Annotated in this window: 16 protein-coding genes; 5 read left to right on the forward strand and 11 right to left on the reverse strand. The window is 61.4% G+C overall.

Annotated features, from left to right (window positions below):
- The first annotated feature begins 241 nt into the window (after positions 1–241).
- Positions 242–736: an RlpA-like double-psi beta-barrel domain-containing protein gene (locus tag JKL48_RS17960; protein WP_201985642.1), complete on the forward strand. Its 495-nt coding sequence runs from the start codon at positions 242–244 to the stop codon at positions 734–736.
- Between the two features lie 152 nt (positions 737–888).
- Here the strand turns inward: JKL48_RS17960 and JKL48_RS17965 are convergent, their stop codons facing one another.
- The 4 genes from JKL48_RS17965 to JKL48_RS17980 form a co-directional block, all read right to left on the reverse strand.
- Positions 889–2,076: an SMP-30/gluconolactonase/LRE family protein gene (locus tag JKL48_RS17965; RefSeq protein ID WP_201985644.1), complete on the reverse strand. Its 1,188-nt coding sequence runs from the start codon at positions 2,074–2,076 to the stop codon at positions 889–891.
- Between the two features lie 132 nt (positions 2,077–2,208).
- The gene (locus JKL48_RS17970) at positions 2,209–2,928 is read right to left on the reverse strand and encodes an SHOCT domain-containing protein (protein ID WP_201985646.1); all 720 of its coding nucleotides are present in this window, start codon (positions 2,926–2,928) and stop codon (positions 2,209–2,211) included.
- Between the two features lie 25 nt (positions 2,929–2,953).
- The gene (locus JKL48_RS17975) at positions 2,954–3,682 is read right to left on the reverse strand and encodes a hypothetical protein (protein WP_201985648.1); all 729 of its coding nucleotides are present in this window, start codon (positions 3,680–3,682) and stop codon (positions 2,954–2,956) included.
- 26 nt (positions 3,683–3,708) lie between these two features.
- A complete protein-coding gene (locus JKL48_RS17980) occupies positions 3,709–3,963 on the reverse strand; it encodes a hypothetical protein (RefSeq protein WP_201985650.1) in 255 nt (84 codons plus the stop codon).
- Positions 3,964–4,097: 134 nt separating this feature from the next.
- On the opposite strand from JKL48_RS17980, the gene JKL48_RS17985 reads away from it, so the two are divergent.
- The gene (locus JKL48_RS17985; protein WP_201985652.1) at positions 4,098–4,286 is read left to right on the forward strand and encodes a hypothetical protein; all 189 of its coding nucleotides are present in this window, start codon (positions 4,098–4,100) and stop codon (positions 4,284–4,286) included.
- 330 nt (positions 4,287–4,616) lie between these two features.
- Here JKL48_RS17985 and JKL48_RS17990 read toward each other — a convergent pair whose 3' ends face one another.
- Positions 4,617–5,396: a class I SAM-dependent methyltransferase gene (locus JKL48_RS17990; RefSeq protein ID WP_201985653.1), complete on the reverse strand. Its 780-nt coding sequence runs from the start codon at positions 5,394–5,396 to the stop codon at positions 4,617–4,619.
- Positions 5,397–5,556: 160 nt separating this feature from the next.
- Here JKL48_RS17990 and JKL48_RS17995 point away from each other — a divergent pair, with 160 nt between their 5' ends.
- Positions 5,557–7,620 carry a S9 family peptidase gene (locus JKL48_RS17995; RefSeq protein ID WP_201985654.1) on the forward strand — a complete coding sequence of 688 codons (2,064 nt, stop codon included), beginning with the start codon at positions 5,557–5,559 and terminating at the stop codon, positions 7,618–7,620.
- A 275-nt stretch (positions 7,621–7,895) separates the two neighbouring features.
- Here the strand turns inward: JKL48_RS17995 and JKL48_RS23625 are convergent, their stop codons facing one another.
- The 3 genes from JKL48_RS23625 to JKL48_RS18010 form a co-directional block, all read right to left on the reverse strand.
- The gene (locus JKL48_RS23625; RefSeq protein WP_201985655.1) at positions 7,896–9,302 is read right to left on the reverse strand and encodes a T9SS type A sorting domain-containing protein; all 1,407 of its coding nucleotides are present in this window, start codon (positions 9,300–9,302) and stop codon (positions 7,896–7,898) included.
- A 1,014-nt stretch (positions 9,303–10,316) separates the two neighbouring features.
- Entirely contained in the window at positions 10,317–12,626 is a 2,310-nt protein-coding gene (locus JKL48_RS18005; RefSeq protein ID WP_201985656.1) for a T9SS type A sorting domain-containing protein, read from the reverse strand.
- A gap of 121 nt (positions 12,627–12,747) precedes the next feature.
- The gene (locus JKL48_RS18010; RefSeq protein WP_201985657.1) at positions 12,748–15,051 is read right to left on the reverse strand and encodes a T9SS type A sorting domain-containing protein; all 2,304 of its coding nucleotides are present in this window, start codon (positions 15,049–15,051) and stop codon (positions 12,748–12,750) included.
- Between the two features lie 387 nt (positions 15,052–15,438).
- Here JKL48_RS18010 and JKL48_RS18015 point away from each other — a divergent pair, with 387 nt between their 5' ends.
- Positions 15,439–17,289 (forward strand): sensor histidine kinase, encoded by a 1,851-nt coding sequence (locus tag JKL48_RS18015; protein ID WP_201985664.1) that lies wholly within the window; start codon positions 15,439–15,441, stop codon positions 17,287–17,289.
- Positions 17,290–17,392: 103 nt separating this feature from the next.
- Here the strand turns inward: JKL48_RS18015 and JKL48_RS18020 are convergent, their stop codons facing one another.
- From JKL48_RS18020 to JKL48_RS18030, 3 genes are all read right to left on the reverse strand, one after another.
- Positions 17,393–19,537, reverse strand: a complete 2,145-nt coding sequence (locus JKL48_RS18020) for an FUSC family membrane protein (protein ID WP_201985666.1) — start codon at positions 19,535–19,537, stop codon at positions 17,393–17,395.
- A 334-nt stretch (positions 19,538–19,871) separates the two neighbouring features.
- Positions 19,872–20,159, reverse strand: a complete 288-nt coding sequence (locus JKL48_RS18025) for a hypothetical protein (protein ID WP_201985668.1) — start codon at positions 20,157–20,159, stop codon at positions 19,872–19,874.
- A 70-nt stretch (positions 20,160–20,229) separates the two neighbouring features.
- The gene (locus JKL48_RS18030) at positions 20,230–21,192 is read right to left on the reverse strand and encodes a bestrophin family protein (protein WP_201985670.1); all 963 of its coding nucleotides are present in this window, start codon (positions 21,190–21,192) and stop codon (positions 20,230–20,232) included.
- A gap of 267 nt (positions 21,193–21,459) precedes the next feature.
- Here JKL48_RS18030 and JKL48_RS18035 point away from each other — a divergent pair, with 267 nt between their 5' ends.
- Positions 21,460–23,889: a T9SS type B sorting domain-containing protein gene (locus JKL48_RS18035; RefSeq protein ID WP_201985679.1), complete on the forward strand. Its 2,430-nt coding sequence runs from the start codon at positions 21,460–21,462 to the stop codon at positions 23,887–23,889.
- Positions 23,890–24,000 lie beyond the last annotated feature (111 nt).

Consider the following 24,000-nt stretch of genomic DNA (forward strand, 5'->3'; position numbering starts at 1 on the left):
TGCCCCGGTGCCGAACGAACTGCAGCGGCTTTTTATATAAACTTTCGGCTATATGTACCCGTTTTTTAGCAATTCTACCCACATTGGGATTGGATAATTTATTTTTAGCAAACTTATCTATCTCGCTCATCGTTAAACATTTCCACTCTTTATAAAATGGTGGATTTTGCCTACGCTGCCAGGCTAAAATGGCAGTAGAACTAAACTGCTATTGATGCATTCAACACGGCTATTCATTGATGTGCTAATTGCCGCTGCGGCCCTGGCTACACCACTTTTTCACGCGGGACCCACCGCCGAAGCCTTGGGACTGACAAGGTTTCTTTCACCAGCCGCCGTGGGGCGCACGGCCAGTCCGCGCTTATCCAAACGGAAATTATTGGTACCTCACAGTCCGCAATACACCGTGACGGCAACTGTGTACGAGGCCGTGCCGAGCCAAACCGATGATGAGCCGTTTGTGACGGCCGACAACTCCCGCATCAAGTCCAGCTACGGCACCAAAAAGCGGTGGATGGCGCTGTCCAGGGATTTGCTAAAGCAGTGGGGCGGTGAGTTTGAATACGGTGACAAGGTTCGCGTGCGCGGCTTGTCGGCCGAATTGGACGGCGTGTATACGGTGCACGACACCATGAACCGCCGCCATCGCCACTGCATGGATGTGTTGGCACATCCGAGCGAAAACCTGGATATTTTTACGCCCGGCGTTAAAATTCAGAAGGTGGCTTTTGAGTGACATAAGCCGCCGCCGTTCAGCAAAAAAGCCGCCTTGAACTATTCAGGGCGGCTTTTTCAATGCGCTGTAGAGGGGGGGTTTATTCCACCGTTGTGGTGTTGAGCGCACGAAGGGCGGGCGCAGGCCCCGCCCCTACAGCGTTCTGCTATTGCTTATTTGGGCAGAGCCATTTTGAAAATGCGGAACGGTGGGCGGGGCTGGCCCACGCCTTTGTTCCAATTGGGCGTCTTGTGAATGGACGAATTGGTGACGTATAGGGTGCCATCGGGCGTGAGGCTGTAGGTGTCGGGCCACTGCAGGCGGTCGTCCTGCACCAGGGTTTCGATTTTGCCGGCGGGAGTGCGCCGCAGCAGGGCGCTTTGCTCGAAGGACGTGAGGTAGACGTTGTTGGCCGCGTCAATTTCGAGTCCATCGGTAGCGGGGATTTCACCCACGGTTTCGACTTGCTGGCCCAAAGTGGCCTCGCTCAGCGCGGGGTCGCGCAGGGCCGCGGTTTTGATGCGGTAGAGGGTATGCCCGGTGAGCGGACAGTAGTACAGGTAGGCATTGTCGGTGCTTAGGGCAATGCCGTCGGCGTTGAACTGGGCGGGCTTGCCCTGAATGTCTATCATGGGATGGCCGGCGGCTTTGATGACCAGCCCTTTCACGGCCTTGGTAGAGGGGTGCTTGTCGAGCAAGCGGCGGGCTTTCAGGGTTTTCAAATCAACCACAACGAGGGCGCCTAGGCCCGATTCGGTGATGTAGGCGTAGTTATTCTGGAGGTCGATGCGCACATCGTTGAGGTAAGACTTGCGCGGCGCTACGCTTTCGGGGAAGGGAATGGTAAGCAGGACCTGGCCGGTTTTGGGGTCGGTTTTGACCAGTTTGGGGCCGCCGGGCACGGTGAATTTCAAGCCAGGGGCAGCGGGGTCGAGCACCCAGACCATGCCGGCTTTATCGGCAAAGACGCTCTGCGGGCAAATCCAGTGCTTGAGCGGCTCGGATTTGACGGAGTCGTTCCAGGTGCACCAGCTGGCGTTGGGGTAGGGCGTAAGCGTGCTGTTAGGGCCAACTTTGGCAATGGGAAACGACGGGTTCCAGTCCCAGCGCGGAAAACAGGCAAATACCTGGCCACCGGGTGCCACGGCCACACCCACCATCTGCGGGTCATTGAATTCGGCCACTACCTGCAAGGGAGAATTGGCTGGAGCAGTAGCGGTGTGGGTGGCTGCGGAATCGACGGGGGCGGTGCCAACGGCTTTTTCGGCGGGGGTAGTGGGAGACGAGCAACCACCCAGCACCAAGCCAGTGGCAGCTACCAAGGCGGCGTAATCTGTTGAGGAGAAACGAGGAAAGGCCATGAAAACAAAAAGAATAGAAGGAATGAGGAGAAACAGAAAACCCCAGCCGGCGAAGGCTGGGGTTTAGCATACGACCTTATGGCCAAGGTGTTGTAATGAACCTGAATAACCTGGACGGTTGCGAACAAGCCGCTATTGGCCAGCAGCCGAATCCGGTGATGCTGCTGGCACCGGGGCTTTGGCCGAGTCGGTAGCCGGCGGCGCGGGGCGGGCCGGCAACGGAGCGGCCGGATGCGCGGGGGCCAGGCGAATGGTTTCGGGCGCGGCCGCTGGCGGGGGCAGCATTTCGGCCGGCGGGCCCGTGTCGATGGTGGTGGCCACCGAGTCGGCAGCGGTTTGGCTGGTGCTGGAAATGTGCTCCGACGGCCGCCGGTTGAGCGAGAGGTAGAGCACAAGGCCCAACAAGGCTAACAGGCCGCCGATGGAAAGAATGAGCGACAAGGGGTTGCGGGCGGGCGGCGCATCGGTGGCCGGAAACTCATCGGTGACCCAGCTTTGGGCCGAGGGCTCGGGCAACGCTTCCGGCTCGGCGGCTTCGACGAAGGGCGACCCGGCCGAGTCAGCGACTGGCGGGGCGGGGCGCAGGGTCATGGGCGGCGGGGCCAGCGCTTCCGGCACGGCGTCTTCAAACATGGGTGAGTGCTGCTCCGGTGAGGAAGGCGGGAATGGCACCGTAGCGGGCTGAGCGGGAGCAGCAACGGGCGGCAATGGGCTGGTGGGAGGCGCGGCCGGCGCCGACGTAAACACCAGGCGCTGCTTGAGCGCCTCAAATTCGGCCGGCGTGAGGGCCCCGGCGTCCAGCATTTCCTTGAGCTGGCGGAGGGTATCGAGGGGCGAAGCGGAATTATCCATCAACGGAATACGGCCGGGAGCAGCGCTAGTTTTTGCGGTCGAGGGCGGAAAGGCGGTCGCGGCGGCGCTGGAGGCGCAGGCGGCTTTCGTCCAGCAGCTTGGCGTTTTTCAGCTGAGAAGCCGAATCGGTGCGGGACTGGAGTAGGTTGTCGGCGTTTTTCCGCTTCAGCTCTTCGATGCGCGCCAGGTTGGATTCGGTGTTGGTTTTCAGGTAGGCCTGCTCTTTTTCCAGCCGCTCCTTTTCCTTTTCGGTGGCTTTGAGCTTCTTCTCGGCTTCGGCAATCATGTCGCGGTAGGCTTTGAGGCGGGCGGCGCCGGCGTAGTTTTGCGTCATGGCCCGCAGGGCGTCGTACTCGGCTTTGGTGGCCGTGGGGTCGAAGAACGTGTTGTCGTCAAAGCCTCCAAAAATGGCCACTTCCGCCACCGAATCGGAGGGGGCGACGATGGTGGCGTAGAGGTCGACGAGCTTGCCCGACACGGTGCTGGCGGGCGTTTGGCGGGCCATCAGCACGTCGTTTTTGCCCACGCCCAGCACGCCGCCGTTTTTGAAGCGCACGTTGTAGCTGCTTTTCATCCATTCCTGGAGGTAGTCGCGCACGTCGGTGGCTTTGCCTTCCACCTGCACTTTGAGGGCCGCGCGGGGCTTTTTATTGTAATTCACCTCGCCGGGACGCACGTCGTAGAGCTGAGCGGCGGCGGGCGTGGCAACGAACAGCCCAACCAGGGCCAGCAGAAACAAGTAGATTTTTTGCATGAACGTAAAGGTGTTTAGGCAGCGGCTCAGCGCAGCTCGTGACGGTCGAAGGCGGCCTGCAAATCGTCGCGCATGGCTTGGAAGCGGGCAATGGCGGCGGCCAGAAATTCGTCATCCAGCAGCTCGCGGACTTCGGCATCGGTGCCGGTGAGCAGGTCCAGCTCGGCCACTTTGTAGGTTTGCTCCAGGTTGCCCTGCTCCAGCTTCAGCAGGAACTTGCCGTTCCAGGCCAGGAGCGTGATTTTGACGGCGGGATGAGGGATGTCGGCGACGTGGCGCATAACAGGATTAAATGGCCAGAACCAGGACGAAGATAGTAAGCTCGGCCTAACTCCTCCCCTGCCCGGCGCGTAAAATAACGCCGTGGCCCGGCAACGCGGGCCGTATCCTTTCCACTTTTTATTTCACTACTGCCATGCCTCAGGGAGATAAATCGAAGTACACCGACAAACAGAAGCGCCAGGCCGAGCACATTGAAGAAGGCTACGAGAAACGCGGCGTTTCGGAGAAGGAAGCCGAAGCCCGCGCCTGGGCCACGGTGAATAAAAATGATGGCGGCGGAAAACAAGCCGGCGGCTCGGGCCGTAAGAAGGACAGTAAGTAAATCTTGATTGCGCTTATGCGCTCGCAGGTGGCTGTCGTTCCCCCACAAAAAGCCCCACCAACTGATGTTGGCGGGGCTTTTTGTTTGTGCTGAAGCGTAGCTGTTCCGTCGTGCAGAGCGGAGCGAAGCATCTTGCGTGCGCCGCTTGTCATCCTAAGCGCAGCGAAGGACCTTATTACGTTCGAACAGCTTGACGTAATTCTAACGGCGCAACGGTGATAAGGTCCTTCGCTGCGCTCAGGATGACAGGCGATGGGATTAATACCCTACGCGAGATGCTTCGGCTCCGCCTCTGCATGACGGTCAGAATGGCATTGCAGGCCTGTGGATTTATGGTTTTTGCGCTACCATCTTCACCAGGCGCAACTGCTCCTTGGTGAAATCGGCGGTGCCGATGGGCTCTTCGTAGCGCAGGATTTTCAGGCCGGCGGCGGTGTATAATTTTGGCAATTCGTTGGTGTTGAAAAACACGCGGTAGTCGCCGCCCACCACTTGCAGGCGGTTGGTGGCGTCCATGTGGAAGGCTTCGAGCACCACGATGCCGCCGGGCTTCAGGGCCCGCATCACGCGGTCGGCGTAGTCGCGGCCACCGGCGTAGCTCAGCACAATGAGGTCCCATTTGTTGTTGCCCCAGTCGTATTTGGCCATGTCGGCTATTTCGGTTTTTAACTTTACGCCGGTGGCTTGGGCGCGTTTTTGGGCGTAGGCCAGGGCTTTTTCGGCGATGTCGACACCCGTGACCTGCCAGCCTTGCTGGGCCAGGTAGATGGCGTTGCGGCCCTCGCCCATGTCGGCGTCGAGGGCGGTGCCGGGCTTGCGGCCCGCCGCGGTTTCGACCAGCAGGGCGTTGGGTTTCTCGTTCAGCACGCGGGCGCGGGCCACCGAATCGGTGAGGATGTAGTTCCAGCGCTGGCGGGTGCGCTCGGCCATCAGAGCTTTGTATTCGGCTTGTTGGGCGGGCGTGGGGTTGGCGGGCAGCACCGGGTCGGGGCCCAGGCCAGGAATGGGCGGCAGGTTGCGCTTGCCGGTGGGCGCGGGCTGTTGGGCCTGCACAGAAATTGCAAAAACGCCCAACAGTACCAGCACGGCGAGGCTCATCAGAATTTTCATAGCGAAGGAGGCAAGGTAAGTTCGACTAGCTCAGCAGGACGTTCTGATAACTTCTGGTGAATTTCTAAACAGTCTCATAATAAATATATGCTATATGAAACGAAACACGGTTAAAAGTTACCTCGCCCTTTCATGCCGCTCGGGGCTGTAATTTTCGGGCATGAAAAAGCTCTTCTCTGCGGCGCTGGCGCTGTTGCCGCTGGCCGCCGCCGCTCAAAACCCGCCCACCAATGTTCTCACCCCAGAAAAGCTCTGGCAATTGGGCCGCCTGGGCGAAATGCAGGTGTCGCCCGATGGCAAAACCGTGGCCTATACCGTGACCAAGTACAGCCTGGCCGACAACAAGGGCAACGCCGACATTTACCTCGTGCCCGTGGCCGGCGGAACGCCGAAAAGGCTCACTGACACGCCCGGCTCGGAAAACACCCTGAACTGGCGGCCCGATGGCAAGCTCACCTTCGTTTCGGGCGAAGGCGGCACCGACCAGCTGTATGTGCTGAATGCCGACGGCTCGGGCAAAACCAAGCTGAGCGACTTCCCCGACCAGGGCCTGAGCAATTTGAAATACGCCCCGAAGGCCAATTTCATTCTGTACACGCAGGACGTGAAATCGAGCCCGAGCACGCTGGATATGTTTCCGGACCTGCCCAAGGCCGACGCCAAAATCATCGACGACCTGAACTACCGCCACTGGAACGTGTGGGACGACCATCTCGCCAGCCACGTTTTCTTCCAGCCGCTTGCAGCCGATGGCCGGCCCGAAGGCTACGGAAAAGACGTGATGGCCGGCGAGAAATTCGACTCGCCCCTGATGCCCGATGGCGGCTCCGAGCAGCTGGCCTTTTCGCCCGATGGCTACCGCATTGCCTACACCAGCCGCAAGCTGACGGGCCGGGCCGAGGCCGAAAGCACCAACTCCGACATCTACCTCTACGACATTCACAACCAGCAAACGGTGGACCTGAGCGAGGGCCTGCCCGGCTACGACACCGAGCCCGCCTTCAGCCCCGATGGCAAGCAGGTGGCCTGGCTGAGCATGGCCACGCCCGGCTTCGAGAGCGACCGCAACGGCATCGTGGTGTACGATTTCGCCAGCAAAAAGCGCGAGGACATCACCACGGGCTCGGAGCTGAGCGCGGCGAATGTGCGCTGGAGCGCCGATGGCAAAACCATCTATTTCATGGCCGTGGTGGCGGGCACGGAGCAGCTGTTTGCGTTGCCGAGCAAAGGCGGCAAAATCCGGCAGATTACGACCGGGCCGCAGAATTACAACTCGTTTGAGCTGGCGGGCAACAACCAGGCCGTGGCCAACCGCACCACGCTCAGCAGCTTTGCCGATATCGTGCGGCTGGACTTGAAAACCGGCAAGGAAACGCCCCTCACTGCCATCAACCAGCAGGAATTGGCGGGCCTCAAAATGGGCAAGGTGGAAGACCGCCGCGTGACCACCACCGACGGCAAGCAGATGCAGGTGTACGTGATTTACCCACCCGATTTTGACCCCGCCAAAAAGTACCCCACCCTGCTCTACTGCCAGGGCGGCCCGCAAAGCGCCATCACCCAGAGCCAGAGCTACCGCTGGAATTTTCAGCTGATGGCGGCCAACGGCTACATCGTGGTGGCACCCAACCGGCGCGGCCTGCCCGGCTTCGGCCGCCAGTGGAACGACCAGATTTCGGGCGACTGGGGCGGCCAGCCCATCAGGGATTACCTCTCGGCCATCGATAAAATTTCAGAAGAGCCCTACGTCGACAAAGCCCGGCGCGGCTGCGTGGGCGCCAGCTACGGCGGCTACTCGGTGTATTTGCTGGCCGGCAAGCACGAGGGCCGCTTCAAAACCTTCATTGCCCATTGCGGCCTCTACAACCTCACCAGCTGGTACCCCAGCACCGAAGAAATGTTCTTCGCCAAGCACGACATGGGCGGCACGCCTTGGGATGCTACCCTCAACAAATCGTACCAGGAATTTAACCCCCAGATGTTTGCCAAAAACTGGGACACGCCCATCTTGGTCATCCACGGCGGCAAGGATTTCCGGGTGCCCGAGGGCCAGGGCATGGAGGCCTTTGGCACGGCCCAGTTACGCGGCATCCCCAGCCGCTTTCTCTATTTCCCCAACGAAGGCCACTGGATTATGAAGCCGCAAAACGCCGTACTCTGGCAGCGGGTATTTTTTGAGTGGCTGGGCCGCACCCTCAAGCCCGACGGCACGGCGGCGAAGTAGCGCTGTCCATCGTCAAGCCGTTTACTGTGATGTTGTTTGAGATGGTCGGTTCCGCTCGGTGCGACGGCGTAGGCGTCCGACCGGTTGCCGCCCGAACGTGGCGCCAACGGCCGGTGACCGACGACCGGTCGGACGCCTACGCCGTCGCACCGGCAAGCGAGACCCTTCCCAAACAGCTTCTATGAAAAAAGGCTGCCCCATAACGGAGCAGCCTTTTTTGTTGAAAGAAAGAATAGAAAGGGATTGGTAAGGGGCAATATTATACCCAAGCAGGGCTACTGGCGCACAATGCGGCACATCTCAACGCCACCCGCCGTGCGCACGCGCAGCACGTACACGCCGGCTGGCAGCTGGCTCAGGTTGAGGGGGTAGGTGGTGCCCTGCGCATCGGGCGCGGCAAGGGTGGCGGCGAGCACCTGACTGCCCAACACGTCAAACAAGGCAAGCGTGGTAGCCTGCCGGTAGCCGGTCAGCTGCACGTTCACCCGGCCGTCGGGCGTGGGGTTGGGCGCCACAACTACGCTCGTGCCCGCCAGGGCCGTGCGCGAAGCCGTCACGACGGCCGCCGCGGACATGGGCGAGGAGCACGTGGCCGGGCCCGTGCCGATGCTCGTCGTCACGGCGTAGTTGCCGGCGCTGGTCGGCACCAGGGTTTGGCTCGTAGCGCCGACAATGATGGCATTGTTGCGGTACCATTGGTTACCCGTGGTGGCGCTGCTCACCAGCGAAGACCCCACGCGGGACACGGTGGGCGCGGCCGGGCGCGGCACCACCCGCACCAACACCGAAGTAGTGTCGGTACAAATTCCTTGAGCAAAGCCTACAGTAGGCGACACGGTCAACCGGTAGCGGGTCGTCTGGGTGGGAAACACCGTGATGCTGCGGGTGTTCGTGACGGGAGGCAGCGCCACGCCGGCCGCCGCGCTCCACTGGTAAGTATATACTTGCAGCTGCGTGGAGTTGGTGGCCAAGCGCCGCACGGAGTCGGGCCGGAGCACCGTACCGGTCAACGTCAGGCCATCGCCGGTGCAGATGGTGGCTTGTGTAAACAAGGGGCCCGTCACAGTGGCCTGCACCCCGAGTCGGTTGCCTCGCAGAATGCGTATTTCAATAATGCGGTTCTGCACACCTTTTATGGGGCAGCCGTTGTCTTCGATGCGGAAGGGAATGCGAATAGTCTGCCCCGCATAAGATGCGTCCGGCTGGAAATAAAAACGCGCTTCCGGACTAGGGGTACCATCGCCCGATAGCTGATACGTACCAATGTCGCCGTTCTGCAGCTGGTTGAAGTTAATCGTGCCGTTGCCCGTGTACGACACCGTCAGGTTTTGGAGGGGGCTTACGGCCTGGTGCGTGGCCGTGGTGATGTTATCCGGGTCGGTGAAGGTCACCCGAGCCTGTGTATAGCTACAAGCATAAATGGTTATGCGAGTGGTATCAACGCTATTGACCGGCGTTGCCCCAGACGATGGGTCAGTGACGGTAATTACGGGGGGACCGGGCACGGTATTGCCGGCACCATCAACAACAATAACGAGGAAATCGCGGCGCACCGAGCCCACGCGGTAGCGGCGGTTGCTGCCCGGCAGGCGGCGGTATTCCGTGATTTTACCTACTACCACGTATTTATTCAAGCCGAGGGCCACATTACCGGGGCGGTATAGGTTTGGCGTAAGTGTCACCAAGCCAGTAGCTGGGTCAAGCTGAAAGCGTGGCCGCACCGTTCGCAAGTAAACGGTGCCAGCTACCGTACCACACGTCCCAACGGTATCACTCGAAACCGGCATTGGAAGCTCTGCCGTGTAATTAGGCGATTGTGGCGTGCAATTCAAGAAGCAAAGCGTGCCGGGAGGAGCAGGCAAGGGCGAGCTTCCAGCGCAGGTAGCGGAGCGGGGGGAATAAGGGTTGTTTACCCCACAAGCCGATAACGGCTGTTCTAGTGAATAGACGAGGGAATCGCCGTCAGCCTCTAAAGCACTCGCGAAACTAATAGTGCCTTTCTGATTTACGGGCATGACAGGTACTGGCAAGTCACGCGCGGAAAACAAGGGGGAGGAATTGTTCATTCGAGTAGGCACTCCGTTCACGGTCACCAAATTATTGAGCGTAGCTTCAAAACGGAAGTTATCCTGCGTCGGGATGTTAGCTGTGCTGGGGCGGCAGCAATCGTCGTAGGATATAATCCAGTTGGCCGCTGGCGGCAGCACGATGGTGCCGCGGTAGTCCTGTCTCTCAAAACCGGAATAGGTGGTCTGGCCAGGAGTGCAGATAGCCGCCTGAATGGCCGGACAGTAGGCTGACGGGGTCTGCCCTGTGCTAGCGACGGGGGTAAGGGTGGCACTCACTGCGGTGCTGGTACACGACTGCTGAGCGGTAATGGTGATACCGCTGGTGGGCAAAGCAGCACCGCTGCAGTCACGATAGAAGCTGACGGTGACTTCATACGTATCGCCGCTCAAGTAGCGGTAGGTCAGTTGCCCGCCCATGATGTGGGAGGCCTGCGCCTGCGGGATGCCCGCCAGGGCCAATACCCCGGTCAGGAGCAAGCAGGTTAAAAAGCGTAAGTTTCGTTGCATGGCTGTAGAAAAGGTTGGTGAGCGTATAGACAGTTTGGGACTGCGACGAATCACCAATCAGCCTTCCCCATAATGGAAAAAGCTGGTTGGCAGCTCGAATTTTTATAAGTATGCTGTGAACTATTCGCGCACGATACGGCACACATCAACCCCGCCCGCGGTGCGCACGCGCAGCACGTACACCCCGGTCGGCAGTTGGCTCAGGTTGAGGGGGTAGGTGGTGCCCTGGGCATCGGGCGCAGCAATGGTCGTGGTGAATACCGGCCTGCCCAACACGTCGAACAAAGCAAGCGTGGTAGCCTGCCGGTAGCCGGTCAGTTGCACATTCACCCGGCCGTCGGGCGTGGGGTTGGGCGATACAAACACGCTGGTGCCGGCTAAGGCCGCACGGGCTGCCGTGGCTACCAGCGTGGGAGATGACATCGCAGAAGTGCACTGCGTTGGGCCGGGCCCGATGCTCGTCGTCACGGCGTAGTTGCCGGCACTGGTGGGCACGAGGGTTTGGCTTGTGGCGCCGGTGATGATGGTACTGTTGCGATACCACTGGTTGCCCGTGGCCGCGCTGCTCACCAGCGAGGTGCCCACGCGGGCCACGGTGGGCGCCGCCGGGCGCGGCACCACCCGCACCAGCACGGAGCTTGTGTCGTTGCAGGTGCCTTGGGCGAAGCCCAGCGTGGGCGTTGCCGTCAGGTAGTAGCGGGTAGTTTGCGTGGGGCTCACGGTGATGGTGGAATTGCCGATGAGCAACGGCAGGTTGCCGCCCGCGAGCGTGCGCCACTGGTAAGCATAGACCTGCGCTACGGTCGTGCCGCTGGCCTGCTGGCGCACCGAGTCGGGCCGGAGTACTTGTCCGGTCAGTGTCAGGCTTTCGCCCGCGCATATCGTGGTCTGAGACGCCGACGTTGCCAGCGAGCCAACCTGAATAACTGCGAAGGGGCCATACCGGATGTTTATAACGATAACATGGTCCCGTACGCCTTTGAGGGGGCAGCCATCGTCTTCGATGTGCAGCGGAATGTAGATGGTTCGGCCGACGTAAGTGGAACCAGGCTGGAGGTAGAAACGCATTTCGGGATTCGAAGTGCCATTGCCCAGCAATTGGTAGGTCCCGATGTCGCCGTTTTGCAATTGGTTGGCTTGAATGGTACCTGGACCGGTGTAGGTCAGCAACAGGTTCTGCAATGGGCTGACCGCCGGGTGCGTGGGGGTCGTAATGTTATCCGCATCGGTGAAGCTCAGGCGAATCCGGTTATAGCTACAGGCAGGCACGGATATGCGGATGGTATCCGGAGAATTAATGGCGGTGCACCCAGGGGGGAAGGGCAAAACGACTACTGGCTGGTTGGGCGTTGTGTTTCCAGGTCCGTCGAAAACGATAACCATAAAATCGCGGCGTACCGAGCCCACCCGGTAGCGGCGGTTGCTACCGGGCAAGCGGCGGTATTCCGTCACCTTGCCCACCACCACGTACTTGTTCAGGCCCAGCGCCGGGTTGCCGGCCCTGTACAAGCTCGGCGTGAAGGTTATCCGGCCATTGGTATTATCGAGCTGAAAGCGTGGGCGCACATTGCGTACGTATACCGTGCCAGCCACTGTGCCGCAGAAGCCCACTGTATCTACCGCGACAGGCAACGGAAGCTCAGCCGAATAATTCGGCCCTGAGAATAAGGTGCAACCGGTAAAACAACTTGTACCAGGGGCAGCAGGCAAGGGACTGACCGCACAACTGACAGCGGTTGGGCGCGGTGAGTACGGATTGTAGACACCGCAAGACGACAGCGGCGCGTCCAGCGAATACACCAGCGAGTCCCCATCTGCTTCGGCCGCTGCCGTGAGTCTAATCGTGCTTTGCTGATTGACGGTTACGAAAGGCACCAGCACGTCGCGGGCAGCAAATGTGGGGGAAGAATTATTCATGCGGGTCGGCACGCCGTTCACCGTCACCAGGTTGTTGAGCGTGGCCTCGAAGTGGTAGGCATCTTGGGTCGGGATGTTGCCCGTGCTGGGGCGGCAGCAGTCGTCGTAGGAGATAATCCAAGTGGCCGCCGGTGGCAGCACGATGGTGCCCCGGTAGTCCATCTTCTCGTAGTTGGGATAAGCCGTCTGGCTATTGGTGCAGGTAGCCAGCGCCTGAATGGCCGGGCAGTAAGCCGTCCCAATGGTAGCCGAGCCGGGCACGGCCGTTAGCATACCCCCTACCGGAATACCGTTGCAACCCTGCTGGGCCGTTATAAAAATAGCACTAGCAGGCAGAGAAATCCCGGTACAGTCACGGTATAGGCTGACGGTGACTTCGTAGGTATCGCCGCTCACGTAGCGGTAGGTTATCTGCCCGCCCAAGAGATGGGTAGCCTGCGCCCGCGAAATGCCGGCCAGGGCCAATACACCACTCAGAAGCACGTAGGTTAGAAAGCGTAGAGTTTGTCGCATGGCAGTAGAAAATTTTTGGTAAGCTCATGGCTTTCTCAATTTCAGCAACGCGTTACTAACCAGCCTTCCCCATGATAGGAAAAGCTGGTTAGTAATCGAATCTTGGTAAGCGCGCTGTGGGCTACTGGCGCACAATGCGGCAAACGTCGACGCCACCGGCGGTGCGCACGCGCAGCACATACACACCGGCCGGGAGCGAACTCAGGTTGAGCGGGTAGCTGGTGCCCTGCGCATCGGGGGCGGCAATAGTGGCGGCGAGTACCTGGCGGCCCAGCAGGTCGAACAGACCCAAAGTAGTGGCCTGCCGATAGCCGGTCAGCTGCACACTCACCCGGCCGTCGGGCGTGGGGTTGGGCGCCACAACTACGCTCGTGCCCGCCAGGGCCGTGCGCGAAGCCGTCACGACGGCCGCCGCGGACATGGGCGAGGAGCACGTGGCCGGGCCCGTGCCGATGCTCGTCGTCACGGCGTAGTTGCCGGCGCTGGTCGGCACCAGGATTTGGCTCGTAGCGCCGACAATGATGGCATTGTTGCGGTACCATTGGTTACCCGTGGTGGCGCTGCTCACCAGCGAAGACCCCACGCGGGAAATAGTGGGCGCCGCCGGGCGGGGCACCACCCGCACCAGCACGGAGGTGGTATCGCCGCAAGTGCCTTGGGCAAAGCCCAGCGTGGGCGAAACGGCAAGGAAGTAACGCGTGGTTGGAGTCGGATTCACGGTGATGCTGGGCGTATTCGTCACGGAGGGCAAGCCGCTTCCTCCGGCTGCCACACTCCACTGGTAAGCATACACCTGCTGCTGGGTGGAGTTGGTGGCTAAGCGGCGCACGGAGTCGGGCCGCAGCACCGCACCGGAGAGGGTCAGGCCATCGCCGGCGCAAATGGTGGCCTGCGTGAACAAGGGACCCGAAGCCGTGGCCTGCACGCCAATTCGGTTGCCGCGCACAATTCGGATTTCGATAATGCGGGTCTGAATGCCTTTTACCGGGCAGGCATTGTCTTCGATGCGCAGCGGAATGCGAATCACCTGCCCTGCATAGGATGAGCCCGGCTGCAAGTAGAAAATGGCTCGTGGATTGGGAGTTCCGTCACCAGTCAACTGATAGGTACCGATGTCTCCATTGAGCAGTTGCGTACCGTTGATGGTGCCCGCGCCGGTGTACGTCACCGTTAAGTTCTGGAGCGGAGTTACGGCGGGGTGCGTGGCCGTGGTGATGTTGTCCGGGTCGGTAAAGGCCACCCGGGCCTGGGTATAGCTGCAGGTAAATACGGTAATGCGCGTCGTGTCGGCCCCGTTCACGGTGGTAGCACCGGACAGAGGGTCGGTGGCGGTGATGACGGGCGTGCCCGGCACGGTATTGCCGCCCCCATCAATTACAATCACTAAGAAATCGCGGCGTACCGAGCCCACGCGGTAGCGGCGGTTGCTGCCGGGCAGGCGGCGGTATTCCGTAATCTTGCCTATTACCACGTACTTATTCAGGCCGAGGGCCGCACTGCCAGGCCGGTACAGGTTTGGGGTGAAGGTAATCTGGCCATTAGTTGCGTTCAATTGGAAGCGCGGCCTCAAATCCCGCAGGTATACAGTGCCCGCAACGGTGCCGCAGACCCCTACGGTGTCGTAAGATACCGGCATGGGCAAGGTTGCGGTGTAGTTGGGAGTAAGTTGGGGACAGTTCAGGATGCAGGCAGTATTGGGAGGGCTGGGCAATACAGGGTTACAGGACGATGTAATGCGGGGGGAATAGGGATTGTAGACCCCGCAGGACGCCAGCGGCTGGTCAAGAGAATACACCAGCGAGTCGCCATCGGCTTCCGCCACCCCGGTGAAGCTGATAGCGCTCTGCTGATTCACGGGCACGAAAGGCACGGGAATATCCCGCGAAGAGAACTCCGGCGAGGAGTTGTTCACGCGGGTGGGCACGCCGTTCACCGTCACCAGGTTGTTGAGCGTGGCCTCGAAGCGGAAGTTGTCCTGCGTGGGAATATTGCCCGTGCTGGGGCGGCAGCAGTCGTCGTAGGAGATAATCCAGGTGGCGGCAGGCGGCAGCACAATGGTGCCGCGGAAATCTACCTTTTCGTAGTTGGGATAGGTGGTCTGGCCCGTGCTGCAGGTGGCCAGCACCTGAATGGCCGGGCAATAGCCGGTGCCCGTGGCAAATGAGCCAGCTACCAGTGATAGCGAGCCCGTTACTGCCGTGCCGTTGCAAGTCTGCCTAGCTGTGATGCTGATGTTGCCGGTCGGCAGCGGCGCCCCGGTACAGTCACGGTAGAAACTAACCGTGACCTCGTAGGTGTCGCCGCTCACGTAGCGGTAGGTCATTTGCCCGCCCAGAATGTGCGAGGCCTGCGCCTGGGGAATGCCCATTAGGGCCAACACCCCGGTCAGGAGCAAGTAGGTTAGAAAGCGTAAGGACTGCCGCATACGTAGAGTGATTGTGTGAAAGGATTACGTGAAAAAAGTTCCATTCACACCCTACAATTTTAACGCCAGAAGTTCAGCGGCTTACCTACACTGTGTCTCAAATTGCGGGTGCGAGAGAACATTGCAGTGAACCGCAACCAGCAAAAAGCAGTATTATCAATAATTCAAATACCCTGTAATTAAACATCTTAACTATAGTGCCTCCTGGCGCAAGCAGAGGAAGCAAAACAATCGACTTTGGAATAAAATAATTTTTAAGTGAAATAATTGTTATTTGCTAACTCACGGGGAATTCACCATTGGCCTATGCGATTTCGCCTTCTTGTGCTGTTGTTGCTGGGCTGGCGGGCTAATGCAGCTGCGCAAACCGCTGACAAACTCCACGTAGTGCGTGATACCCTGCTGCTAAAAGACCCCAAAGGCCCGCACATTTCGGAGGCCTACCTCTACTACACCGAGCCTATCACCCTGCCGCCCGACCCCGAACGCGCCGAAGCGGCCTGGCGAGCCGGCAGGTTCCGGCCCGGTCCCTGGCACAAGCCCCTGAACCTGGGCCTGCTCCATGAACGGGTGTGGATGCGCCTGACGGTGCGCAACACCGACCCCGAACGCCTGCGCTTCCTGTGGAGCATTTTCAACTTCACCGACAGCGCCGCGCTGTACTGCCGACGGCCCGGCGACTCGACCTTTGCCCGCCTGGGCGCAGCCAGCTCCTGGGTGCCGGCTGCTGAGCGGCCCTTTCCGGCCCGCTCGCTGAGCTTCCCTTTCACCCTGGCAGCGGGCGAAACAGCCGTGCTGCTCCTGCGCATCGACCAGCACAGCGGCGCCCTCTACCTGCCCACCTACATCGAAACGGCCGAGCATTTTCTGGCCTGGGAAATGGGGTTTCCCTTTGAGCGCTACTGGGTGTGGCTGCTGGGCCTGTACCTGGGCAGCGCCTTGTTCAACCTGGTGCTGTACGTGTTTCTGCGCGACCGGATTCACCTGTGGTATATTGTGTACGTGCTGTGCGTCAGCCTGTTCCTCATGATGGAGGACGGCCTCGACGCTATGCTGTTTCCCGCCTGGTTCTACCGACTGGAGTGGCTGGTGGGGCAGTTCAATTTTATGCTGCTGGCGGCAGCGGCGGGCATTCGCATCATGCAGCTGTTTTTGCGGCTGCGCGCCAACTGGCCCCGACTGCACCGGGCGGGCAACTGGCTGGCGGGGGCGGCCGTGGGGTTTGTGGTGGTGTATGCGGGGCTGTTTCCGTGGGCCGTGCGGCACAACCTGGCGCTGCTGCACGCCCTCAACATCACCCGCGAAGTGCTGCTGCTGGCGGTGTTCGGCTTCGGGTGGGTCACGCTGCTTTCCACGCTGCTCAGCCGCCGCTCGCAGCAGTTGGGCGCGTACTACAGCCTCACGTATTTTTTCTTTTTTGGCGGCTACGTTGTTTTCTGGCTGAACCACTTGGGACTTAGCAGCTTCAACCCCATCTACCCCAACCCGCTGGCCTGGGGCCTGTTTCTGGAGCTGCTGGTGCTGAGCGCGCTACTCACCGGCCGCTTCCGTTTCACGCTGCGCCAGAACGCGCTGTTGCGCATTCAGGAGCTGCAGCAGCGCAACGAGGTGGGCAGCCGGCTGATTGCGGCGCAGGACGCCGAACGTGAGCACCTGGCCCGCGAGCTGCACGATGCCCTGGGCCCCAACCTGGCCGCCCTGCACATGGCCTGGCAAAGCCGCGCCGTGCGCGATGCCCTGGCCGCGGCCCCGGCTGCTGCCGCCATCGGCCACCTCACCGAAGAAATTCTGGGCCAGCTTTACGAGCAGGTGCGGCAACTCAGCCACGCCCTGCTGCCCACCGAGCCCGGCGCCGGACGCCTCGCCGCTTCCATCACCACCCTCTGCACCACGCTCAACCTGCCCGGCACCATTCAGGTAGTGCCCAACCTGGACACCGACCTTGACCAATTGCCGCCCGCCGTGCAGTCGGCGGCTTACCGCATTGTGGCCGAGCTGGTGAACAATGCCGTGCGCCACGCCCAGGCCCACCGCGTGCAGGTGCAGCTGCGACGCCGGCTTACTGTCCTCGAAATCTGCGTAGAGGACGACGGCCGCGGCTTTGCCAAAGGCGAGGACACGCCCGCTACCGGCATTGGCCTGCGGGGCGTGCAAACCCGCGCTGCCTATCTCGGGGGCAGCGTCCGCATCGAGGTGCCGGCGCAAGGCACCCGCGTGCTGGTGCAGCTGCCGTGCTGAGTAGTGCTTCGAAAACGGAATATAAAAGGCCGTCCTGCTTCGACTACGCTCAGCAGGACGGCCTTTTCATACGGGCAGTGGCGCATAGCTACTTCAGTGTCCCCTACCCTACCAACACCTCGGTCACCTTGCCAATGTCGCCGCTTACTTTTTGCAGGAACGTGAGTTGGTCGAGCAGGGATTTATCCTCGGTCGTGACGGGAACGGTGGGCTCGATGGGGCCCAGCTCGGCCGTGGGGGCAGTGCTGGCGGGCGCAATGCGGCCCAGGCTTTTGTGCAGCGCGGCCAGGGCGCTGGTGAGGGCCCGGCGGCTTTCGGGCACGAAGGGCGGCACGGCGGGCGCGGCCTCGCGCAGGGTGCCGGTGATGGCCGCGATGTTGGACGAAAGAATGTGGTTCAGCACCACAAACTCGTGGGTTTCGATGGGGCGATGCTGCTTGCTCTTGGGCTCGGTGAGCATGCGCTGGAACGCGGCCGCAAGGTTGGCCCCGCTCACGTACACCTCCTTGCGCAGGAGGCGGTACTGGTTGGGCGGCAGGGGCCGGCCGGCCAGGCGGTCGGCCAGCTGGCGCAGGTAGGCCAGGTTGGCGCGCAGGGCCGCGGCCATGAAATCGGTGAGCTGGTCGGACTCCCAATTGGGAAAGAGAAAATAGCCCGCCGAAAACGCAATGGCACAGCCAATAAGCGTGTCCGTGATGCGTTCCTCGGCCACACCCAGATAACTCAGCCCCAGGAAGCTGAAGAGGATAAGCAGGTAGGCCGTGAGAAACACTACTGTGACCAGGTACTGGGTGCGCTGGAAGCTGTAGGCCACCACCATGAACACCACCAGCACCCCAAACCGCACCTCCGACCACGGCAGCAGCCACAGCAGCAGGCCCCCCAGCGCCCCACCCGCCAGCGTGCCGATGATGCGCTCGGTGTTGCGCTGCCGCGTGAGGCTGAAGCCGGGCTTGAGCATAATGGTTACCGTCATCACAATCCAGTAGTTGTGCTGGCCGTGCCACAGCAGTTCGGCCACGGCAAAGGCGGTGAGGCAGGCCAGCGTCATGCGCACGGAGTGGCGGAACACGCTGGAATTCAGCGTCAGGTTCTGGCCCAGGGCCCGCAGCTCGATTTCCTGATGGGCTACGAACTGGTTGTGCTCATGGGCGCGGCTGGGCGTGGGCGCGGCAGCCAGGCTCTCATCGAAATACCGCCGGATATTACCAACCCGCCGCGTGATGTCGCGCAGATTAACCAGAATTTTCTTCAGCACCAGCGTGCTGCCGCCGGGCGTGTCGGCCGGCTCCAGGGCGTTGATGCGGGCTTGCAGGCGGGTGAGGTCGGGCAGCAGGTTGGGGCCGGGACCGGCGGGCTGGTTGGCCTGGATGGCCACGCCGAGGTGGTCGAGCTCGGTGGCCACGCGGCGGATGTAGGCGTACACATCGAGCAGCACGCCGCTATCGGCGAAGGCGGCGCGCACGGCCGTGTAGTCGTAGTAACCCACGGTGATGCGCTCGTACAAGTCCACGGTTTCGACGAAGGTGAGCACCAGGCGGCGGCCCACGCTGGTGGTTTCGTTCACAATCTGGCGGGTGCGAAACAGAAAATCCCGGGCGGCTTCCTGCTTTTCATTCACCACTACTTGCTGGGCCACCAGCTGCCGGTAGTCGTCGTTGAGGTCGGTTTCGGGGTTATAAAAACGCGCTTTCAGGTCCAGAAACCGGGCCAGGGCGTGAATGCACTCGCCCAGCGCCTGCTGGGCCGGGCGGTAGGGCCGCACCTCGTAGGCCACCATGGCCAGGCCCGCGTACCAAAGCCCGCCCAGCAGCAGCAGCCCCGCGTGGGGCAGCGCCTGGCCCAGCGTGGGCGGGTGGGCCAGCAGCAGCACCACGTTCAGCAGCCCGGCCGAGCCCACCAACCCCGCCCGCGCCCCCCACACCAGAAACATGGTCAGCAGAAAGCTGAGCACCCCGATTTCCAGGCCCAGCAGCCAGGGACTCACGGCCGCCACGCTGGTGAGCAGCGCCGTGAGGAGCACCACGGCCAGGGCCGCCAGCATGCCGTTGCGGCGGTGCGCCGCCGGGCCGGGCGTATCAGTCGCACTCACGCACACGGCCCCGGTCGAGACGGTGAGGCCCTCGGCAAAGTGCCCCCACTGCGCAAACAGCAGCGCCGGCAGCAAAATGGACACCGTCATGCGTACCCCATCGGAGAAATGCTGTCCGGAAAAGAAGTAGCGCAGGCGGCGCGTGTGGTGGTTCATTGGCAAGCGGGAATGGGCTGGCGAATAAACGCGAAAATGAGCCGAATAGATAATGGAGCGGTTTGGGAAGCGGGGCTATTCGAACGATTGTAGGCCGTCATGCAGAGCGTAGCGAAGCATCTCGCTCGCGCCGGTTGTCATCCTGAGCGCAGCGAAGGACCTTCTCTTGACTGAACGTAAGTAGTATCCCTTTGCTATGGCAAACTGTTCGAACGTGACAAGGTCCTTCGCTGCGCTCAAGATGACAGCCGATTATGCTTACTACCCCACGCGAGATGCTTCGCTGCGCTCTGCATGACGTTCTAATACCTACTCGACTGCCTCTAAGCAGCTCTTACAGCTGCATGGGCGGCGGCCGGTCATCGTCCTCATACGCGGTCGAATCTTCGTCGTACACCGCGCTTTCCAGGTCGTCGACGCACTGTTCCAGCTCGGCCACTTCTTCTTCCTTCTGGGCCAGCTGCTGGCGTAGCGCGGCCAGCTCGTGGGCCTGCTGGCGCTGCACGGCTTCGAGGCGATTGAGGCGCTGCTGCTGGCAGGCGGGCAAGCCCGCGAGCAAGACTGCAGCAAGCACCACGTAGCGCCCGGCGGTCGGGACGAAGCCAAAAAGTGAGCGTTTCATTGCCCCAAAAATACAGTACCCGGACAGGTATTCGCCGCCCCGAAAGCCACCGCCCGGCCCAATGGAGCGATTAATAGAGAATATCATCAACGGCCTCGATGCGGGGCGGCAGGTCCGTTTCGCCGAGCAGCTCGCGCAGGTCGATTTCAATGCTGCGGCAAATGGCCGTCATGGGCACGTCGTAGAGGTCGTTTTCGAAGGGATTTTCGCTGGTGTGTCCCACCACTTCAATCACGTTGAACACCCACGACACCAGCACCGAAAACGGCACCATCAGCCACACGTGGTACTGGCCCAGCGCCTGGCGGCTGTCGAACTCCTCGACCAGGCCCAGCGGCAGCAGCGCCGCAAACAACCACACGAACACGAAGCTAAAAAAGGCAAACTGCCGCGGAAAAGGCGTGTTTTTGATGCGTTCGCAGCCGCCCTGGGCATTCAGCAGGTCCTGAATGGTCTGCATGAGGGCTACCTGGCGGAACTCGGTGAGCAGGCCGCGCTCAAACAGCTCGCGCATTTCCACGCTCTGGCGGCGCAGCAGGTGGGTGGGCGGGTTGCTCAGAAACTTGGCCGAAACGGCTTCGTCGGCGGGCAGGAAAGGCGCCACTTCGGTATCCCAGAGGGCGGTGGTTTGGCGACGCAGGTGCAGGCGCAGGGCGTTGCACCAAGCAATCTGGCGGTAGAGCAGGCGGCGGTGCAGGGTGGTGATGTCGTGCGAGTCGGAAGTGATTTCGGGAGAAGTACTCTGCACAAATTCGAAGGCCCGGATGGCCCAGATGCGGCTGGTGTTCACGATGCTGCCCCACAGCTGGCGGCCCTCCCAGAACCGGTCGTAGGAGCCGTTGCTCTTAAAGCCGATGTAGAACGCCACGGCCGTGCCCAGCATGGCCACCGGCTGCCACGGAATGTCGAGCACGTGCACATTGAGCGGGCCATACAAAAAGCATATCAGCGTGTTGTAGACAATGAACAGGAGCAGGCTGCGGCGGGTAAGGCGCCACACCACGGAGAAGCGAAGATTTTTACGGACGTACATGCAAGAAAATATTATATCAACCCAACAAGGTCAGACAACCAACAAAAGCGGATTGTTGGACACCGTATAGCACACTGGGCCCTTTTTAATGGAAATTTAATTCCGGTCGTGCGCGGCCGAGCGCATCAACCAAGGCAGAGGCCCGCTAGGGAATGTCGCGATTGGACCATTTCTTGCAGGGCCATTCACCCAATTGGCACCTCTTTTTCCTGCCTCCCCCACATTTTTTCACCCCCTCGCCACCCAATGAGAACAAAAATTACTCGCTTGGCTTGCCTGCTGACGGTGCTCGCCGCCTGGGCCATGCGGCCCATACTGGCTCAGACGGTATACGTGCCCGCGGCCGTGACCGGCTACACGGCCGACGTTATTGCCAACGGCGCCGGCACGGTGGCCAGCTCCACCACCAACACCGTGGACCGGGGCAATGCCACCGTGAAGTGGTGCTTTGCCAACCACACCTTCACCAATCCTGCGGGCATCAGCCTGCTCAACCAGCCGGCTTTGCCCGACAACGGCCTCATCACGAGTATTTCTACGCCCGGCCTCACCTTTCAGATGGCGGCGGCCAACGTCAACAACTCGCTCCGCATCGACGGGGCTGCCTCGGGCACCCTCACGCTGGTAACGCCGCAGCCCTGCAGCGAGGTGATGGTGCTGGCCACCGAAGGCAACGGCAGCACCGCGCCCAAAACTTTTACTGTTACCTTTACGGACGGCACCACCCAGGTGTTCACCAATATCGTGGTACCCGACTGGTTCAACGGCACCATCACGCCGGCCATTCTGGTGGGCAGCCGTGTGGGCTACGTCGACAACAGCGTGGACGTGCAAACCACCAACCCCCGCCTCTACGAAGTGCGGCTCACGCTGAACGTGGCCAACTACAGCAAGCTGGTGCAAAGCGTGAACGTGTCGAAAACCTCGACCGACCCGGTGCTGAACGTAATGGGCATCAGCCTGGGCTCGAACTGCCTGGGCGTGCCCACGCCGGGCACGGCCAATGCTGCCCCCACCACGGTGTGTTCCGGCAGCCCCACGCTGCTCACGCTCACCGGCAATACCGTTTCGGGCGGCATCACCTTCCAGTGGCAGTCGTCTACCAACGGCGGCACCACCTGGACCGATATCGCAGGGGCTACCGCCAATTTCTATTCTGCCCGCCCCACCGTCACGACCCAGTACCGGGCCCGCGTGACGTGCAGCCTGCAATCGGCTATTTCTACGCCCGTGACGGTCACGGTGCCGCCTTCCGTGGCTACAGTGGCCTACAACTCCACGCCCGGTACGCCCGCCAGCTTCTGCCTGGGCGGCACCGCCCCCGTGGTAACGGCCACCCCCGCCGGCGGCCGCTTCACCAGCAGCAACGCCGGCCTCGTGCTTGATGCCACCACCGGCACCCTGAACCTGGGCGCTTCCACGGCCGGCACCTACACCGTCACCTACACCGTGACCACGCCCTGCCCGGCCACCGGCACCACCACCGTCACGGTGAACCAGACCATTGCGGCCGTGGCTTACAGCGCGGCCTCGTTTTGCCGCAACAGCACCACTACCGTGGTTCCGGCCGTGACTCCGGCGGGCGGCACGTTCACCGCTACCACGGGCCTTTCCATCAACGCTACTACCGGTGCCATCAACCTGCCCAACTCGCTGCCGGGCACCTACACCGTCACGTATGTGAGCGGCGGCACCTGCCCCGGCACCGCCACCACCACCGTTACCGTAAGCGAAACCATCGCCACGCTGGCCTACAGCGCCTCTTCGTATTGCCGCACGGGACAAACCACTTCGCCCACGCCAACGGTAACGCCGGCGGGCGGCGCGTTTACCAGCACTGCGGGCCTGTCGCTTAACGCGACCACAGGCGCCATCAACCTGACGGTTTCGCAGCCGGGCACCTACACCGTCACCTACGTGAGCGGCGGTGCCTGCCCCGGCGTGGCCACCGCGAATGTTACCGTGACCGAAACGGTGCCCCGCCTGGCCTATTCTGGGGTCAGCACGCCGCCTACGTTTTGCGCGTCGGGTACGGCTTCGGTGGTGACGGCTACGCCGGCCGGAGGCACGTTCAGCAGCACGACGGGCCTGGCCATTAACGCCACTACGGGAGTGGTGAACCTGGCCTCGTCCACGCCCGGCACTTATACCGTGACCTACACAGTCGCAACGCCCTGCCCGGCTTCTACCACGGCCACTTTCACCATCTCGCCGCCGGTGGCCGCGTTCAGCTATGCCTGCCCGCCCTTCTACCAGAACGGCCCGGCAGCGGTGCCCAACGTGCCGGCCGGAGGCGGTACTTTTTCGGCTCCGGCCGGGCTCACCATCAACCCGACCACGGGCGTGGTGGACCTCACCAACTCGACCATGGGCAACTACACCATTTCCTACACCACGGCCAATGGCTGCGTGGGCACCGCCCCCTTCCAGGTGGTTGACAGGTTGATATTCCCGAACGTCATCACGCCCAACGGCGACGGCAAAAACGACGCGCTGAAGCCCAACCTGCCCAACGTGACCGGCTACCACATGCAGATTTACAGCCGCTGGGGCATCAAGGTGTTCGATGGCCGTGACCCCGCCCAGGCCTGGAGCGCCGCCGACAACAGCGGCGGCATGTACTACTACCAACTCGACTACACCGACTGCACCGGCAAAGCGCAGTCCCTCAAAAGCTGGGTTGACGTCATCAAATGACCCTTATTGATTGGTAAAAAGCCCCGCAGCCGAAACTTGGCTGCGGGGCTTTTTTGTGGGTGTAGAATGAAATTCGTCTGTCATCCTGAGCGCCGCGAAGGCCCTTCTCAC

This window comes from Hymenobacter rubidus, from assembly GCF_016734815.1.
Taxonomy (GTDB): domain Bacteria; phylum Bacteroidota; class Bacteroidia; order Cytophagales; family Hymenobacteraceae; genus Hymenobacter; species Hymenobacter rubidus.